This window comes from Streptosporangium sp. NBC_01469 (assembly GCF_036227305.1).
Classification (GTDB): Bacteria; Actinomycetota; Actinomycetes; order Streptosporangiales; family Streptosporangiaceae; genus Streptosporangium.
Genome location: NZ_CP109465.1, coordinates 9,803,502 through 9,817,982, shown reverse-complemented (window position 1 = coordinate 9,817,982; position 14,481 = coordinate 9,803,502). Strand labels below are relative to the sequence as shown.

Here is a 14,481-nt window from a genome sequence, read left to right as displayed (position 1 = left end):
AGACCGAACGGGCCTGGGACCGGAGCCGGACGCGGGAGCGGGGCGTGCCCCCTTGGGACACGCCCTGCTTTCGATCCTCCGACGGCGGCGCTACACGCCCGCGCGCGAGGGCATCCTGCCCTCGGAGTACGAACCGCGGAGCGACTCCTGATCCGAGGAGGGGCGCGTCTCCTCGCGGGTCTCCTCCATGCGCAGCGCGATCCCCATCGCGAAGAAGGTCGGCGCCCACTCGCCGATGAAGATCCCCCAGCGGTCCGCCCGGTCGACGCCCGCCTTCTCCGCCGACTGCGATGCCAGCCATGCCACGAACGACAGGCCGACCGAGGCGACCCCGGCGCCGTACATCATGCCGGAACTCACGCCCATCTTGTGAAGCATACTGATCATTTCATCCCCCTGATGACGGTTCGTTCTTATGGTTACCCCGGGAAACAATGGATAACCGAAGGCGACAAACCGCAGATGGGAGCTCCTCAAGGCATGCGGGTCCCGTCGCCCTGGGGCGTCTCGCGCGGCCCCGCGTGGTTCCGCTCGCCACCCTCGCTCAGGCGTTTGAGAAGGTCCTCACGCCTGGCTTCGAGCTCGCCGACAAGGTTCTCCTGCTCGTCGGCCTGATTGATCAGCATCGCCCGCTCGATGGCGTCGGTGGGGCCGACCTCCCCCACCTGCACGCGCAACTCGGCGACCTCGGCACGCAGTCTCTCCAGATCCTCTTCGACCTGCCGCAGTTCTTCCTGAAGACTCATCCACTGCCCATACCCCTGCTCGCGGCCTCGACTCCACGGCCCCGGCCGTCGTGCCCCGGTCCCGCGACCCCGGTGACCGGGAAGAGCCCCGTGCGGTGACGGGAACCCGATCGGCCCGGCCGGTGTACCTCCCGCATGAGACGAATCCTTTTCCTCCTCGCGTTCATCGTCCCCCTGCTGGCCCTCGGTGCCCCGGCGCGGGCGGGAGGCTGGGCGCTCACCGTGATGGACCCGGTCCCGGCGACGAGCCCGGACACGACGTACACCCTCGGTTTCTGGCTGCTCCAGCACGGCACCCACCCCTACGAGGGCAGCGACCTGGGTGAGGTCGCGCTGGAGTTCACCGACGGCAAGAGGAGTCTCCGGTTCCCCGGCGTGGCGCTGAAGGAGCCGGCCCACTACGCCGCCGCGGTCTCCCTGCCCAAGGGCACGTGGGAGGTGAAGGGGATCCAGGGCTGGTTCGAGCCCTACCGGATCGGCACCCTGACCGTGCCGGGACAGCTGAGGGTCGCCCCGGCTCCCAGGGAGTTCAGGCAGATGATCGCCAACCAGTCGCCGCAGGAGCACTGGGGCGTGATCCGGCCGCCGAGCGTTCCCCTCGGTGACGTCACCCCCGGCGTCCCTCCCTCCAGGGCCGCCACCCCCACACCCGTCGCCACCCCGGCGGCGGCGCTCGCCGGAGGCTCGCCCGGGGAGACGACCACCGTCGCGATCGTGGAGCAGCGATCCTGGTGGCGGCCCTCGTACGTGGTGACGGCGCTCCTGGGGGTCGCCGCGCTCGCCGCCCTCGCCTACCGGGTACGGCGACGCTGACCGCCGGGGCGGGGCCGGGGGAGCGGCTCGCCCACGGCCAGGGTCAGCGCAGCAGGGATCTCGCCGTCGGCGTCAGGTACAGCCGCTCGGGGGGAGAGGCCAGGCGTGCCGACAGTTCGGGAAGCACGTCCTCCACCCACCTCGCCGAGTGTGCGAGCCGCTCGGCGTGCTCGTCGTACCGCTCCTGGCCCGCGAAGGCGGAGAACCACACGAAGACGTCCTCGCCGGTTCGCACCGGCAGGGCCGGATAGGTGTTCTCCGCGTGTTCGGTTCGCAGGCGGGCCAGCGGGGCGGCGCCCGTCTCCGCCAGTAGCGGTGCCACCCGGTCGTCGAAGAACCCGGCGAACTCGTCGCCGGGTATGTCCGGGTGGCAGATGGTCGCGGTGAACAACGACGGGCTCGGCCCGTCGTCCGCGACGGACCAGGCCGTCGTCGCGTCGTCCGTCGCGGGAGGGGCTGTCGCCTCGCCGTCCGTCGCCGTCTCACTGCCTGTCGCCGTCTCACTGCCTGTCGCTGTCTCGCCGTCCGTCGTCGGGCGGGTCGTCGTCTCGCCGTATGTCGCGGACCCGGCCGTGGTCTGGCCGTTCGTCGCGGAACGGGCCGTCGCCTCACCGTCCGCCGCGGGGCGGACGGCGCCCGAGAGGTCGAAGCCCGCTCCCGGGGCCGCCGGGCGGAGCAGCAGGACGTCGTCGGAGTCGATCATCGTCCCGTTGGCCTCGTCGCGGTGGGCCTTCCACACCGGTCCCCCGTAGAAGGCCGCCAGCGCTCCGGCCCGCGACTCCATGTCGCGGAACCCGCGCAGCCAGACGAACCTTCCAGGGTCGTCCATGTCGCGGAACTGGCCGACGACGCGCATGCCCTCGGCCTCCTGGGACTCGACGAACTCCCTGTCGAACAGGGTGATCAGGTCGTCCCTCCTGCCGGGGTACAGCGTGTACCGCCTCAGTTCGAGGATCGGGCAGCAGATGTCCTCCGCCTGCCTGTGAAGGGCGTCGTTCGTCACCGTGGTCGGTCCTTCCCGGAACTGCTCAGTGGTGCCCGCATGCTAGGGGCGGGTCACTGACACCCCGCGTCAGTGACCCGCTCCCGTGTCCGGGCACCGCCGTCGTATCCGGCCGGTGCGGGCACGGAGCCCGTGACACCCGAGGTGTCACGGGCTCCTTCCCGTCAGTCGTCGTCCTGGTCGTCCCGGTCGTCGTCGGTGTCGTCGGTGTCGTTGGCGTCATCGGCGGCGTCGGCCGCCCGTTCGGCGGCGGTCTCGGTCTCCTGGTCCTGCTCCAGGATCGCGCCGGTGGTGGCGTCGATGTCGAACTCGTGCTCGACGTCACCCTGGAGGAGCTCGACCTCCCAGCTGGTGGGAGTGTCGTCGCCGTCGAACTCGGCCTTGACGAGCTTGGCGCCGGGCACCTTGTCCTGAGCGATCTTGATGGCCGCGTCCCGCTTGACCTTGGCCTCTCCGGGCGCGGGGGTCGCGGGGGCGGTGCCGGTCCCGGGCGTCTCGTTGACCGGCGCGGGAGTCGTCGCCGTACCGCTGGGGGCCGGGGTGGGCGTCGCGGTTCCGGCGAAGGCTACTGCGCCACCTCCGGAGACAACGGCGAGGAGCCCGGCGGCGGCGATGGTGAGTTTCGTCGTGTTTCGCATGTCCCAAAGCTTGCCGGGATCCCCGTTAGCGGCACGCTGCGGCAACCCTAAAGGCAGGTTAAGGCCGTCGAGCGGGTTCGGAGTCCGGTTCCGCCCCGCCGTCCCGGTCCGGTCGCCGGGGATCGCGCGGGAGCGGGGAGCCGGAGTATCACGAATGGGGTCTTGTCGAAGTGCGGTCCGAGGATCACTGTCGGAGCAGGGGGGATCCGCAACCCTGGAGGATCGCCATGACTGAAGTCACCCGGTCCCATCCGCTCGGAGTCAGCCGCCCGGATCTCGCCGTCGCGGACCTGCCCGAGCCCGAGGAGGTCTTCGGAGTCTCCCGGCTCGGAAAGAAGGAGCTGTTCAAGTACGCCGTCGGTCCCAGCCTCATCGCGCTCGGCATCTCCATCGGCAGCGGCGAGTGGCTGCTGGGGCCGCAGGCCGTCGGCCAGTACGGGTTCGTCGGCGTGGGCTGGGTCATCCTGGTCTCGGCCATCCTGCAGACCTTCTACAACGTCGAGTGCTCCCGTTACGTCATGGCCACCGGTGAGGCGCCGGTGGTCGGCTGGGGGCGGGTACCGCCCGGCTTCATGCTCTGGGTTCCGCTCTCGGTCTTCGTCGTGATCTTCGCGTTCATCGCCGGAGGCTGGGCCGCCTCCGCCGGGCAGGGCGTCTACGCGCTCGTCCACGGGGAGGTCGCGCCCGCCGGGGCCGAGGAGCCCCGGCTGTGGGCGATCGGCCTGCTCCTGCTCGTCTTCCTCATCACCGCCGCCGCCCGCAGGATCAGCCGGGCACTGGAACTCGCCAACTGGGGCATGATCAGCACGATCCTGATCGCGCTGCTGGTCATCGACCTGTTCGTGGTGCCGTTCGAGATCTGGTGGGACGCGATCCGCGGCTTCGTCACTCCCGCGGCGCCACCGGCGGGGATCACCGCCACCCAGCTCGGCGCGCTGGCCGGGTTCACCGCGCTCGCCTCCGGGCTGAACTGGTACGTCATGGGCCACTACCGCGACAAGGGCTACGGCATGGGCTACCGGACCGGGTTCATCGCCGGGATGCGCGGGCCGAGGAGCGAGCTGCTGGCCAGTGGCGTGACCTTCCCCGACGACGTCGCCAACGCGGGCCGCTGGCGCCGCTGGTACCGCCTCCTGATGGTCGACATGTGGGGCGTCTTCTTCGTCGGGGCCGTCCTGGGGATGCTGCTGCCCACCATCCTGATGGCCAGGGCGGTCGAGCTGTCCGGCGAGCGGCCGACCCAGGAGAACGTCCCGACGTTCGTGGCGAGTGCCCTGGGCGACGAATACGGCCAGGCCATGTTCGTCGGCGCGCTGATCCTGGGGGTGCTCATCCTCTTCTCCACCCAGCTCGGCATCTTCGAGGCGATGGTCCGGGTGGTGACCGACGCCGCCCACGCCACCAGCCCCCGGCTGCGGGTGCTCATCGAGGGCGATCCCCGCAGGTTCTACTACCCGTTCATGTTCGGCCTGCTGGTGGTCATCGCCGTCGTGCTGCACCTGGCGCTCCCGATAAGCCTGGTGCAGTGGTCGGCCAACATGTCCAACCTGGGCGCGCTCATCTATCCGTTCATGCTCATGTACCTCAACGCCAGGTTGCCCCGCCCGGCACGTCCCCGCTGGTGGCACTACGTGATCCTGGTGCTGAACTTCCTGTTCTTCGGGTTCTTCTTCGTCAATTTCATCGCCGACTTCATCGGTGATCCGCTGGTCACCTTCTGATCCCGTCCCGCCGGTCGCGTCCCCGTGTCTCCGCGTCCCCGGAGCGTCCCCGGAGCGTCCCCGGAGCGTCCCCGGAGCGTTCCCGGACCCCTCACCCGGGGACGCGGCGCGAGGGCGGAGGGAGGGGGCGGGTGACGCCGGCTGAACCCGGCGTGCCGGTCCTGCGTACCTGCCAGTGAAAGCGACCTCGAAATCGACGGCGCGAGCCCGGACCGGAGTTGTGGTCCCGGCTCGTGGCCGGGCGCGAGCCGCCGTCGTGTCCGCACGCCCTCGATGACGCGGATCTCCACGCTGGAAGGCTGGAAGGATTGGGATGGACGACATCACGGCCGCCGTCGGGACTCTTCGCCCCCGCTCCGAGGACTCGTGCCCCTCGTGGTGCGAGCGCGAGCACTCCACCACGTACGTCACCCACGCGGCCGACATCGCCGAGCTGCACAACCCCGACGGGTCCACGGTGACCGTCACGCTCTCCCAGCACGTCCAGCCGGGGTACGTGGGGGAGCGGGTGGTGCGCGTCTACACCTGCCTCGGCGAGGAGACCGGCATCGCCGACCTGTCACCGGACTCCGCCGAGGCCGTCGGGCGCTCGATCGTCGCCTTCTCCCCCGACGGATCCATGCGCGCGTACGGGCTGGCCCTGCAGCGGGCCGCCGCGCACCTGCTGCTTCCCGGGCTGGAGATCTCCCGCGACGGTGAGGACCCGGCGGGTCCGGCCAGGGCGTCCGGCCGGGTCCCCGCCGAGTCGCCCTCGCAGGAGAAGCTGTTCAGGATCGCGTTCCTGTCCGGCTACCTCAACGTGACGAGGGCGCCGGGACCGTTGAGCGGGGGTGTGGTCGAGCGCCGTCTCAGCCAGGTGCTGTCGCCGAGGGAGACGAGCGAGCTGTGCGACATCGTGCGCGGCATGCTGTCGCGCCGTACCGCCGCGAGCCGGGGAACCTTCCGCGACGACGCCTACGAGGACTCGTACGACCTCGCGTCGGGACTGTAGCGCCGGGGGTTTCGGACACGGTCCGCCGGGCGGAAAGCACCCGGCAAAGGGAGATTTGTCTCGATCTGCACTTACGGTTGCAAGTGCATACGCAAGTGCGTGTCCAGCGGTGCTGTGCGAAACGCGCTGTATGTGTGAAACTGTGGCACCGTAGGAAGGTGCGACAGGGAGCCCACATGGCCAGACAGACCGCGGAAGACAGCGGCGAGCAAGGCGGCGTTCTCGCGTACGCGGGCGGTGGCGGCCCCACCATCCTGCGGATTCTGCTGGGCGCCCAGCTGCGGAGGCTGCGCGTCGCCAAGGACATCACCCGCGAGCAGGCCGGTTACGCCATCCGCGCCTCCCACGCCAAGATCAGCCGGCTGGAGCTCGGGAGGGTCGGCTTCAAGGAACGCGATGTCGCGGACCTGCTGACGATGTACGGGGTGACCGATACCCAGGAAAGGGCCCCGCTGCTCACGCTGGCCCGCCAGGCCAACGCCCCCGGCTGGTGGCACAAGTACGGAGACCTGCTGCCCAACTGGTTCGAGGTCTACGTCGGGCTCGAAGAGGCCGCCTCGATCGTCCGGACCTACGAGGTGCAGTTCATCCCCGGCCTCCTGCAGAGTCCCGAGTACGCGCGGGCCGTCATCATGCTCGTGCACGGCGCCGCCTCCCCGGACGAGGTCGACCGCCGCGTCTCGCTCCGCATGGCCCGCCAGGAGCGTCTGACCAGGCCGGACGCCCCGACGCTCTGGGCCGTGATGGACGAGGCCGTGCTGCGGCGGCCCATCGGCGGGCCCCACGTGCTGCGCGCCCAGATCGACCACCTGCTCGAAGCGGTCGAGATGCCCAACGTCAAGCTGCAGATCATGCCGTTCGAGCGGGGCGGCCACGCCGCGGCCGGCGGCCCGTTCTCCATCCTGCGCTTCCCCGAGCGGGACCTGCCCGACGTGGTCTACATGGAGCAGCTCACGAGCGCCCTCTACGTGGACAAGCTCGAGGAGACCGACCACTACATGCAGGTCATGGACCGTCTGTGCATCCAGGCGTACTCCGTCTCCGAGAGCAAGCGGTTCCTGCGCGACCTCCGTGCGGAACTCCCGGACTGATTAGGTTCGGCATGCTTTCAAGGGGATTGCGATGCCTGATGGCTTGAGGCCATCTTGTCCAGTTATCTGGCGAAATATCAGTTCATGATCTGAAGGCGCCGATCGCTCGTCTACCATGCGGGAAAGACGTGGTGAAGGCGAGGATATGACTGAGCACGAGCAGGCTCCGCCGGGAATCGACCCTACGATCCCGAGTGTGGCTCGTATGTACGACTACTACCTGGGGGGTAAGGACAACTTCGCCTCCGACCGGATCGCCGGTGAGAAGATCGTGGAACTCGTCCCCAACGTCAAGGACGTGGCGCGCTCCAACCGCGCCTTCCTCGGGCGTACCGTGCGGCATCTCGCCGCCGCGGGGATCCGCCAGTTCATCGACATCGGCACGGGTCTGCCGACGCAGGAGAACGTGCACCAGGTCGTCCTGCGCGAGGCGCCGGACTCCCAGATCGTGTACGTCGACAACGACCCCATCGTGCTCGTCCACGCCCGCGCACTCCTCGCCGACAACGCGCGGACCATCGTGATCCCCGGCGACCTGCGGGAGCCGGGGGCGATCCTCGACCACCCGGACGTCCGCGAGCGCATCGACTTCGACCAGCCGGTCGCCGTCCTGATGGTGTCCATCCTGCACTTCGTCGGCGACGACAAGGAGGTCTCGGGCATCGCCGCCTCCTTCGGGGAGCGGCTGGTCCCCGGCAGCCACGTGGTGATCTCCCACGTCACCTCCGGCGACCTCACCGAGGACCAAGTCCGCCAGGGCCGCGGTGTCTACGGCACGACCACCGCGGGCGGCATCTTCCCCCGTACCCTCACCCAGATCCGCGGCCTGTTCGACGGGCTGGAGATGCTCGAACCCGGCCTGGTGCCCGTCTACGACTGGCGGCCCGACTCCGGCGACGTCGTCATCCCGCCGGGAGCCGGTGCCATCACCGTCGGAGCCGTCGGGCGGGTTCTGTAGGAGCGTCCCGTCCGCGTTCCTCCGGGGGCGCGGACGGGAATCCCGGGGAGCGCGTGGATGCCCGAGGTCCGGGGATCCACGGAGCGGGGCCGAGATCACGGTCGGTCCCGCTCCCCGAGTTCTACGGGTACCTCCGAACCCCTTTGGGCACCCTCGGCCGACACCGGGCCGGGGAACGGTGAACCCGCCGGGGCCGGTGAGCGTATCTGAAGGATGTTGACACATTCGCGCCAGACCGGTGTCGCCAGGAACGCCCGGGTGGTCGCCACGGTGATTCTCGCCCTGTCCTTCTCCCTCGCCTGCAGCGCGGAACAGCCCGCGAGCGCCCCCGCCGCCGCGGCCGGAAACGCGGCCCCCGCGGGTCCGCCTCCAACCGTCGAGCAACTCGCCAAGAAGGTCGACTGCAAGCCCCAGATCCAGGTCGACGCGGTCGACATCCGGACGGGAGCCTGCAAGACCTCCGTCGGCCAGTTCTTCATCAGCACCTTCGTCACCCAGTCCGGCAAGGACCAGTGGATGGACCAGGCACCGGAGTACAACCCCCACCTGGTCGGGGAGCTGTGGACCGTGCTCGGCGCCAGGAAGGTCCTGGACGAGTTGCGCGTGACGCTCGGCGGGGACCTGCACCTGACCGACCACCGGGTGAGCCCGACCCCCGCGCCGCCCGCCGGGTGACGGGCGAGGCCGGCCCGCACCGGGCGAGCGCGCCCGGTGCGGGCCGGGGCCTCGGTGCCGCCCGAAGGCCCTCCCTTCCGGGAGGGCGAGACCTTCGCGGGACTGTCACTTGCCGTAGCGCTGCTAGATGTGCGAGCTACGTTATTAATAGCGGAGATCGACTTAATAGCGGCGCTAGAACAAGCATGATGCCCACCCGGGAGCGCCGTGAGCGGGCGCGGCGCCATCGGCTGATCGTGACGGTCGCCCGCGAGCCGGCCGAGGCCGAGGGGGGAGGCGGTCACGACGCGCCGTCTCGCCGAGCGGCCCTGGTTCCTCGGGTTCCTCCTCGCCCGCCGACGATGGCCGGTGACTCCGCGCACGCGTTTCCGGTCGGGACCTCAGGGAGGGCGAACTTTATCCCTGAATGAAATAGATACGGCATTGCCTGCTGATTCGTCGGTCCGTAGCATCCGTCCCATGTCCATCACACGTGAGTTCGCCTACGCATCGTCCTCGCGTCCCGCTGACGGCGAGTGCGTGTGGTATCGCTCCAAGGGCGATCTCTACGACCTGATTCGCACGGGCAGCGACGGAGATTTCCGGTATCACGCTTTCCACGCCCGCGACGGCCGCTATCTCCAGGCCTTCGCCTCCTGGCAGGACGGCCTGGAGTGGATCAGGGAGCGTGTCGAGGGCGAGTAGGGCGGTCCGGAGGTAGAGCTCCGATCAGGTGACCGGGTCGGCCCAGGCCCCCGGGGATCGGCCCGCCCCGCTCCGGCGGGACCGGCGGCCGGTTCTGCCGGGGGAGGGATCAGGGCACCAGGCGCAGCGCCGGGCGATGGTCGGGCAGGTCGAGCAGCTCGCGCACCCGGGAGACGGGCCAGGCCAGCTGGGCGGCGAGCTGTGCCATGGTCAGGCCGGTCTCGGAGACGGCCAGGTCGAAGGCCCGGCGCAGCAGCACGGGCTGTTCGCCGGGGTAGCCGCTGATCGGCTCGGCGGCGAAGCCCGGCTGGTCGCGCAGCGTCTTGAGCCGCTGGTAGGCGCGGCTCGCCGCCGAGTCGGAGATCAGGCCGACCTCGCGGCAGCGGTACAGCAGGGAGTCGACCGACACGCCCCAGGTGTGCTTGAGCTCGACCAGCCTGCGCAGGTCGAGGCGGCCGGGCAACTCGGGCAGGATGCTGTCGCGCGGGGTGAGGAACTCGGCGGCGAAGACGTCGGCCTCCCGCTCCTGCTGGGTGTCTCCCGAGGCGGTGTCGCCGTGCAGCACCAGGTGACCCAGCTCGTGGGCCGCGGTGAACCGGTAGCGGTGGATGTCGTCGAACCGGTTGGCGGTCAGCACCACGATCGGGCGGGGCAGCTGGGAGGTGGAGAAGGCGTCCACCGTGGTGGCGTCCTCGTCGGGCGGCGGGAAGACCACGACGATCCCGTGGGCCTCCATGTGCCGGACGATGTGCGACAGCGGGCCGGTGCCCAGCCCCCAGAGCCGCCGCAGGGCGCGGGCGGCCTGGGCGGGATCGCCGGGCAGCTCCACGCCGGAGTGGACCTCGCCGCCGGAGAAGCCGGGGAGGGCGACGTGCGGCAGTCTGACCTGCCTCTCCAGGGCGTGGGCCAGCTCCCACACCTGCTCGACGAAGGCCGCGGCCTTGGCCCGCTGGTGCGCGCGGGTGGAGCGCAGGCTCCTGAAGTGCGCCATGGACCCGTCCAGCTTGCCGTGCGGGCGGCCCAGCAGGAAGAACGCCGGTGGCACGCCGAGCGCGTCGGCCAGCCGGGGGACGAGGTCGGGCCGGGGACGGGTCATGCCCGTCTCGTACTGCCCCACCGCCGCGGGAGTGACGCCGATCCGCTCGGCCAGGTCCTTCTTCGTCATCCCCGCCAGCTGCCGCGCCTGGGTCAGCCGCCCCTGGTCGAACGCGTCGGCGACGGCCTGCGGGCTCGGCCCGCCGCTCCCGGAGACGCCGGGAGCGCCGAACAGAGGGGTCTGGTTACGGTTGCTCATTGTCGCCGGTGACCATGGTTTCCTCGGGTGCCTCGCTGCTTACGGGGAAGATCTTGCCATTCTTCCGCTCGGCCGGGGACCTCGTGCTCAACGCGAGGGCCGGTACGAGGCCGTCGTCGAAGCGTGACGCGGCACCGGGCTCCGCCGCCCACGGGTCACGGACGGCGCCGGGAGAGGCTGCGGGCAGCGGGATCGGCTCGTGGTGCAGCCACCGGATCCTGCCGAACTCGTCGATGAGCTCCGCCTCGCCCCAGTGGAGCCGCAGCAGGCCGGCCTGCGCGTTGCCCGCGTAGGCGACGGGGACCAGCCGGGTGTCGCCGGGCAGCCCGGTGAGCGCGGGGCGCACCGTGGCCGGTCCGTCCGCCCCGGCGGACAGGTCCAGCTCCTCCTGGGCGGCCTCCTCCCCGAGCGCCAGGTCCAGCTCCTCCTGGCGATAGGAGGTCGCCGGGCCGAACCGGTCGAACAGCTCGCGGACCAGCGAGGAGACGCGGCCGTCGCCGACGCGGGCCTCGGAGATCGGCGTGCGGTCGTCCTCGGCGTAGCGGAAGGGCAGCAGCAGGTTGCCGCGCAGCACCACCAGGTGGTGCGGCGAGCCGTGCGGCCTGACCAGCTGGAAACCCGGCTCGTCGCGCAGCCCCTCGGCGAGCGCCTCGTAGCGCCTGGCCATCATGGTGAAGCCGTAGGTGTATCGCTTGTCGCTGTGCCCGGAACTCTGCGCGTCCTGCGCGTTGCCCATCGCCTCCAGCAGCGACGCGGCCAGCTGCCGCCGTACGGCATCGGCGCGGTCGCCGAACCGCTCGCTCGCCCAGCCGGACACCCGGCCAGACACCTGGCCCGACACCTGGCCCGAGGTCCGGTCCGCCCCCTGCTCCGGCCCCCGGTCCGCCCCCGCCCGGCCCGGCTCCTCCCGGTGCGACAACGACTCCTGGTGCGACAACGACTCCTGGTGCGACAACGACGACTCCGCGCCCATCGGTGGCCTCCGCTCACACTTCGCTCCGCGTCGGGCGATCGTCGCCGACACTTCATTTCCGCGCATCATACTCCCGCGAAGGCTCTAGTTGATGTTGCGTGTCTCTCGTGTCGGGCGTAAAGGAACTGCGAACTGTCGGTGGGGCAGGCGATGATGAGTCCCATCATGGTCATCACCCCCTCCCTCCCCTTCGCGGCCACGACGTCCCCGAGCGGCGACATCGTGGTCTTCTACGTCGGCACCGAGCCCCGCATGACGCCGGAGCAGGCGCTCGCGTTCGCCGACGTGCTCCGCGACCTCGCGGCCGGAGCGCGACGTCCCGTCCTGGCCGGAGCGTCGGCCGGCGCGCATCGGATGTCCTGACCCGGGCGGGGCCGGAGGGGGCCGTGGGGTATTCGCGGTAATCCCTTTCACTCTCCGTGGTCATTGCGTAACGTTCTGGCTGGCGAGGCGCCCGAAGGGCAGGCGCCCCGCCGATCCGCCCACCCGCTACTCCGTCGCGGTCCCGGCGTCCGATGCCCAGGGCGTTCTCGAAAGCGTCGAAGTCAGATATGGAAGGACAGAACATGCAACCCTTCGAGCTCCCTGACTTCTATCTGCCGTATCCGGCCAGGCTGAACCCCCACGTGGACACCGCGCGAGAGCACACCAGGGCCTGGGCGTACGACATGGGCATCCTCGACCCTGAGCTCGGCATCTGGGACGAGCACAAGCTCGACGCCATGGACTACGGCCTGCTGTGCGCCTACACCCACCCCGACGCCCCCGCCCCCGAGCTCGACCTCGTCACCGACTGGTACGTGTGGGTGTTCTTCTTCGACGACCACTTCCTGGAGACCTTCAAGCGCAGCGGCGACCTGGCCGGGGCCAAGGAGTACCTCGACAGGCTGGCGGCCTTCATGCCGGTGCACCCCACGGGGCCTCCCCCCGAGCCGGAGAACCCGGTGGAGCGCGGCCTGGCCGACCTGTGGGCCCGGACGATCCCGGCGATGTCCGCCGACTGGCGGGCCCGGTTCGTCGAGAGCACGAAGAACCTCCTCGACGAGTCCCTGTGGGAGCTCGCCAACATCAACGCCGGACGCGTCGCCAACCCGATCGAGTACGTCGAGATGCGGCGCAAGGTCGGCGGCGCCCCCTGGTCGGCGAATCTGGTCGAGCACGCCGCGGGCGCCGAGGTCCCGGCCGCCGTCGCCGCGAGCAGGCCGATGCGCGTGCTGAGAGACACCTTCTCCGACGCGGTGCACCTGCGCAACGACCTCTTCTCCTACGAGCGGGAGGTCGGCGACGAGGGCGAGCTCAGCAACGGCGTCCTGGTCTTCGAGCGCTTCCTGGGCTACGACACCCAGCGGGCCGCCGACGCCGTCAACGACCTGATCACCTCCCGGCTGCACCAGTTCGAGAACACCGCCCTCACCGAGCTGCCCCCGCTCTTCGAGGAGCACGGCCTGGACCTGAGGGCCCGCCTCGACGTCCTCGCGTACGTCAAGGGGCTCCAGGACTGGCAGTCGGGCGGCCACGAGTGGCACATGCGCTCCAGCCGCTACATGAACGGAGCCTCGCGGGCGGCCCCGGCCGCCCCGGCCCTTCTCGGCGGGCCCACGGGCCTGGGCGTCTCGGCGGCGCGCGTCAGGCTGGCGCCCGGCGTCACGGGCCCGGGGGGCGTGAGAAGCCACACCCACGTCCCCCTCAGGAAGGTGGGGCCGCTGCCGCTGCCCGAGATCTACATGCCGTACACGGTCAGGATGAATCCCAACCTCGACGGCTCCCGCCGCAACGCGGTGGCATGGGCGCGCGAGATGGGGATGTTCGAGCAGCTGCCGGGCTTTCCCGGGCTGGCGGTCTGGACCGAGCACAAACTTGACACCTACGACTTCGCCGTCTGCGCCGGGGCGATCAATCCGGACGCCCCCGGCCCCGAGCTGGACGTCTCGACGTTCTGGCTCACCTGGGGAACCTACGCGGACGACTACTTCCCGGTCGTGTTCGGGTCCCGCCGCGACATGGCCGGCGCGAAGGTGTTCAACGAGCGGCTGTCGGCGTTCATGCCGCTCGACCTCTCCGCCACCCCGGCGCCGGCCAACCCGATCGAGCGGGGCCTGGCCGACCTGTGGTTCCGTACGGCGGCCCCCATGTCGGAGGCCGCGCGCGCCAGGTTCCGCCGGACCGTCGAGGAGATGACGGAGAGCTGGCTGTGGGAGCTGGCCAACCACATCCAGAACCGGGTCCCCGACCCGGTCGACTACATCGAGATGCGCCGCAGGACCTTCGGCGCCGACCTCACGATGAGCCTGTCGCGGCTGGCCCACGGCGAGTCGGTGCCGCCCGAGATCTACGGCACCCGGACGATGCGCGGGCTGGACGACTCGGCCGCCGACTACGCCTGCCTGGTCAACGACCTCTGCTCCTACCAGAAGGAGATCCAGTTCGAGGGCGAGCTGCACAACTGCGTCCTGGTGGTCCAGGACTTCCTGAACTGCGATCCACGACAGGCCGCCGACATCGTCAACGACCTGATGACGTCAAGGATGCGACAGTTCGAGCACATCGTCGCCACCGAGCTCCCCGCCCTCGCCGACGAGTTCGACCTCGACGGGGAGGCCAGGAAGACGCTCGACGGATACGTGGCGGAGCTGCAGGACTGGATGGCCGGTGTGCTGCTGTGGCACATGAGGACCCGCCGCTACGACGAGTCCGAGCTGCACCACCCGCCCGCGAGGACCCGCCCGGTCGGCGGCCCCACCGGGCTGGGGACCCTCGCCGCCCACATCGGCGGGCGCTGAACGGCACGTTCACCGGGTAGCCGGGTAAGGGGACAGAGCGGGTACGGGTCGTCGTGCCCGCCCTCCCGCGTCCGGCCTCCCGCGAACCGTGGGCGAACGGGACGGGAAACGGGA

The 14,481-nt window shown here is 70.4% G+C and carries 15 protein-coding genes; 9 read left to right on the top strand and 6 right to left on the bottom strand.

What is annotated here, in order from left to right; translation table 11 throughout:
• Positions 1-90 precede the first annotated feature (90 nt).
• A complete protein-coding gene (locus tag OG587_RS42825; protein WP_329084577.1) occupies positions 91-366 on the bottom strand; it encodes a hypothetical protein in 276 nt (91 codons plus the stop codon).
• A 107-nt stretch (positions 367-473) separates the two neighbouring features.
• Positions 474-746: a hypothetical protein gene (locus OG587_RS42820; RefSeq protein WP_329084576.1), complete on the bottom strand. Its 273-nt coding sequence runs from the start codon at positions 744-746 to the stop codon at positions 474-476.
• A gap of 135 nt (positions 747-881) precedes the next feature.
• Between OG587_RS42820 and OG587_RS42815 the strand changes: the two genes are divergently transcribed.
• Positions 882-1,559: a hypothetical protein gene (locus OG587_RS42815; RefSeq protein WP_329084575.1), complete on the top strand. Its 678-nt coding sequence runs from the start codon at positions 882-884 to the stop codon at positions 1,557-1,559.
• A gap of 43 nt (positions 1,560-1,602) precedes the next feature.
• Here the strand turns inward: OG587_RS42815 and OG587_RS42810 are convergent, their stop codons facing one another.
• Positions 1,603-2,562: an NIPSNAP family protein gene (locus tag OG587_RS42810; protein ID WP_329084574.1), complete on the bottom strand. Its 960-nt coding sequence runs from the start codon at positions 2,560-2,562 to the stop codon at positions 1,603-1,605.
• A 164-nt stretch (positions 2,563-2,726) separates the two neighbouring features.
• On the bottom strand, positions 2,727-3,200 hold the full coding sequence (locus OG587_RS42805; RefSeq protein ID WP_329084573.1) for a PepSY domain-containing protein: 474 nt from the start codon (positions 3,198-3,200) through the stop codon (positions 2,727-2,729).
• Between the two features lie 227 nt (positions 3,201-3,427).
• Here OG587_RS42805 and OG587_RS42800 point away from each other — a divergent pair, with 227 nt between their 5' ends.
• The 6 genes from OG587_RS42800 (at position 3,428) to OG587_RS42775 (ending at position 9,320) form a co-directional block, all read left to right on the top strand.
• Entirely contained in the window at positions 3,428-4,921 is a 1,494-nt protein-coding gene (locus OG587_RS42800) for an Nramp family divalent metal transporter (RefSeq protein WP_329084572.1), read from the top strand.
• A 313-nt stretch (positions 4,922-5,234) separates the two neighbouring features.
• The gene (locus OG587_RS42795) at positions 5,235-5,912 is read left to right on the top strand and encodes a hypothetical protein (protein WP_329084571.1); all 678 of its coding nucleotides are present in this window, start codon (positions 5,235-5,237) and stop codon (positions 5,910-5,912) included.
• Between the two features lie 176 nt (positions 5,913-6,088).
• Positions 6,089-7,003, top strand: coding sequence for a helix-turn-helix domain-containing protein (locus OG587_RS42790; protein ID WP_329084570.1), 915 nt, complete (start codon positions 6,089-6,091; stop codon positions 7,001-7,003).
• 115 nt (positions 7,004-7,118) lie between these two features.
• A complete protein-coding gene (locus tag OG587_RS42785; RefSeq protein WP_329084569.1) occupies positions 7,119-7,961 on the top strand; it encodes an SAM-dependent methyltransferase in 843 nt (280 codons plus the stop codon).
• 213 nt (positions 7,962-8,174) lie between these two features.
• Positions 8,175-8,636 (top strand): hypothetical protein, encoded by a 462-nt coding sequence (locus OG587_RS42780; RefSeq protein ID WP_329084568.1) that lies wholly within the window; start codon positions 8,175-8,177, stop codon positions 8,634-8,636.
• Positions 8,637-9,095: 459 nt separating this feature from the next.
• Complete coding sequence (locus OG587_RS42775) at positions 9,096-9,320, top strand: hypothetical protein (protein ID WP_329084567.1); 225 nt, start codon at positions 9,096-9,098, stop codon at positions 9,318-9,320.
• 109 nt (positions 9,321-9,429) lie between these two features.
• On the opposite strand, the gene OG587_RS42770 is transcribed toward OG587_RS42775, so the two are convergent.
• Both OG587_RS42770 and OG587_RS42765 read right to left on the bottom strand, forming a co-directional pair.
• Positions 9,430-10,614 (bottom strand): helix-turn-helix domain-containing protein, encoded by a 1,185-nt coding sequence (locus OG587_RS42770; RefSeq protein ID WP_329084566.1) that lies wholly within the window; start codon positions 10,612-10,614, stop codon positions 9,430-9,432.
• Positions 10,601-11,587 (bottom strand): hypothetical protein, encoded by a 987-nt coding sequence (locus tag OG587_RS42765; protein ID WP_329084565.1) that lies wholly within the window; start codon positions 11,585-11,587, stop codon positions 10,601-10,603. Before OG587_RS42765 ends, OG587_RS42770 begins: the two co-directional genes overlap by 14 nt.
• A 150-nt stretch (positions 11,588-11,737) precedes the next feature.
• On the opposite strand from OG587_RS42765, the gene OG587_RS42760 reads away from it, so the two are divergent.
• Positions 11,738-11,950 (top strand): hypothetical protein, encoded by a 213-nt coding sequence (locus tag OG587_RS42760; protein ID WP_329084564.1) that lies wholly within the window; start codon positions 11,738-11,740, stop codon positions 11,948-11,950.
• 203 nt (positions 11,951-12,153) lie between these two features.
• Positions 12,154-14,367, top strand: a complete 2,214-nt coding sequence (locus OG587_RS42755) for a family 2 encapsulin nanocompartment cargo protein terpene cyclase (RefSeq protein WP_329084563.1) — start codon at positions 12,154-12,156, stop codon at positions 14,365-14,367.
• The last annotated feature ends 114 nt before the right edge of the window (positions 14,368-14,481 follow it).

Bases quoted from the DNA above. Each gene is read 5' to 3' on its own strand.
- OG587_RS42825 (WP_329084577.1), bottom strand. From the start codon at position 366: ATGGGCGTGAGTTCCGGCATGATGTACGGCGCCGGGGTCGCCTCGGTC.
- OG587_RS42820 (WP_329084576.1), bottom strand. From the start codon at position 746: ATGAGTCTTCAGGAAGAACTGCGGCAGGTCGAAGAGGATCTGGAGAGA.
- OG587_RS42815 (WP_329084575.1), top strand. From the start codon at position 882: ATGAGACGAATCCTTTTCCTCCTCGCGTTCATCGTCCCCCTGCTGGCC.
- OG587_RS42805 (WP_329084573.1), bottom strand. From the start codon at position 3,200: ATGCGAAACACGACGAAACTCACCATCGCCGCCGCCGGGCTCCTCGCC.
- OG587_RS42800 (WP_329084572.1), top strand. From the start codon at position 3,428: ATGACTGAAGTCACCCGGTCCCATCCGCTCGGAGTCAGCCGCCCGGAT.
- OG587_RS42795 (WP_329084571.1), top strand. From the start codon at position 5,235: ATGGACGACATCACGGCCGCCGTCGGGACTCTTCGCCCCCGCTCCGAG.
- OG587_RS42790 (WP_329084570.1), top strand. From the start codon at position 6,089: ATGGCCAGACAGACCGCGGAAGACAGCGGCGAGCAAGGCGGCGTTCTC.
- OG587_RS42785 (WP_329084569.1), top strand. From the start codon at position 7,119: ATGCGGGAAAGACGTGGTGAAGGCGAGGATATGACTGAGCACGAGCAG.
- OG587_RS42780 (WP_329084568.1), top strand. From the start codon at position 8,175: ATGTTGACACATTCGCGCCAGACCGGTGTCGCCAGGAACGCCCGGGTG.
- OG587_RS42775 (WP_329084567.1), top strand. From the start codon at position 9,096: ATGTCCATCACACGTGAGTTCGCCTACGCATCGTCCTCGCGTCCCGCT.
- OG587_RS42770 (WP_329084566.1), bottom strand. From the start codon at position 10,614: ATGAGCAACCGTAACCAGACCCCTCTGTTCGGCGCTCCCGGCGTCTCC.
- OG587_RS42765 (WP_329084565.1), bottom strand. From the start codon at position 11,587: ATGGGCGCGGAGTCGTCGTTGTCGCACCAGGAGTCGTTGTCGCACCAG.
- OG587_RS42760 (WP_329084564.1), top strand. From the start codon at position 11,738: ATGATGAGTCCCATCATGGTCATCACCCCCTCCCTCCCCTTCGCGGCC.
- OG587_RS42755 (WP_329084563.1), top strand. From the start codon at position 12,154: ATGCAACCCTTCGAGCTCCCTGACTTCTATCTGCCGTATCCGGCCAGG.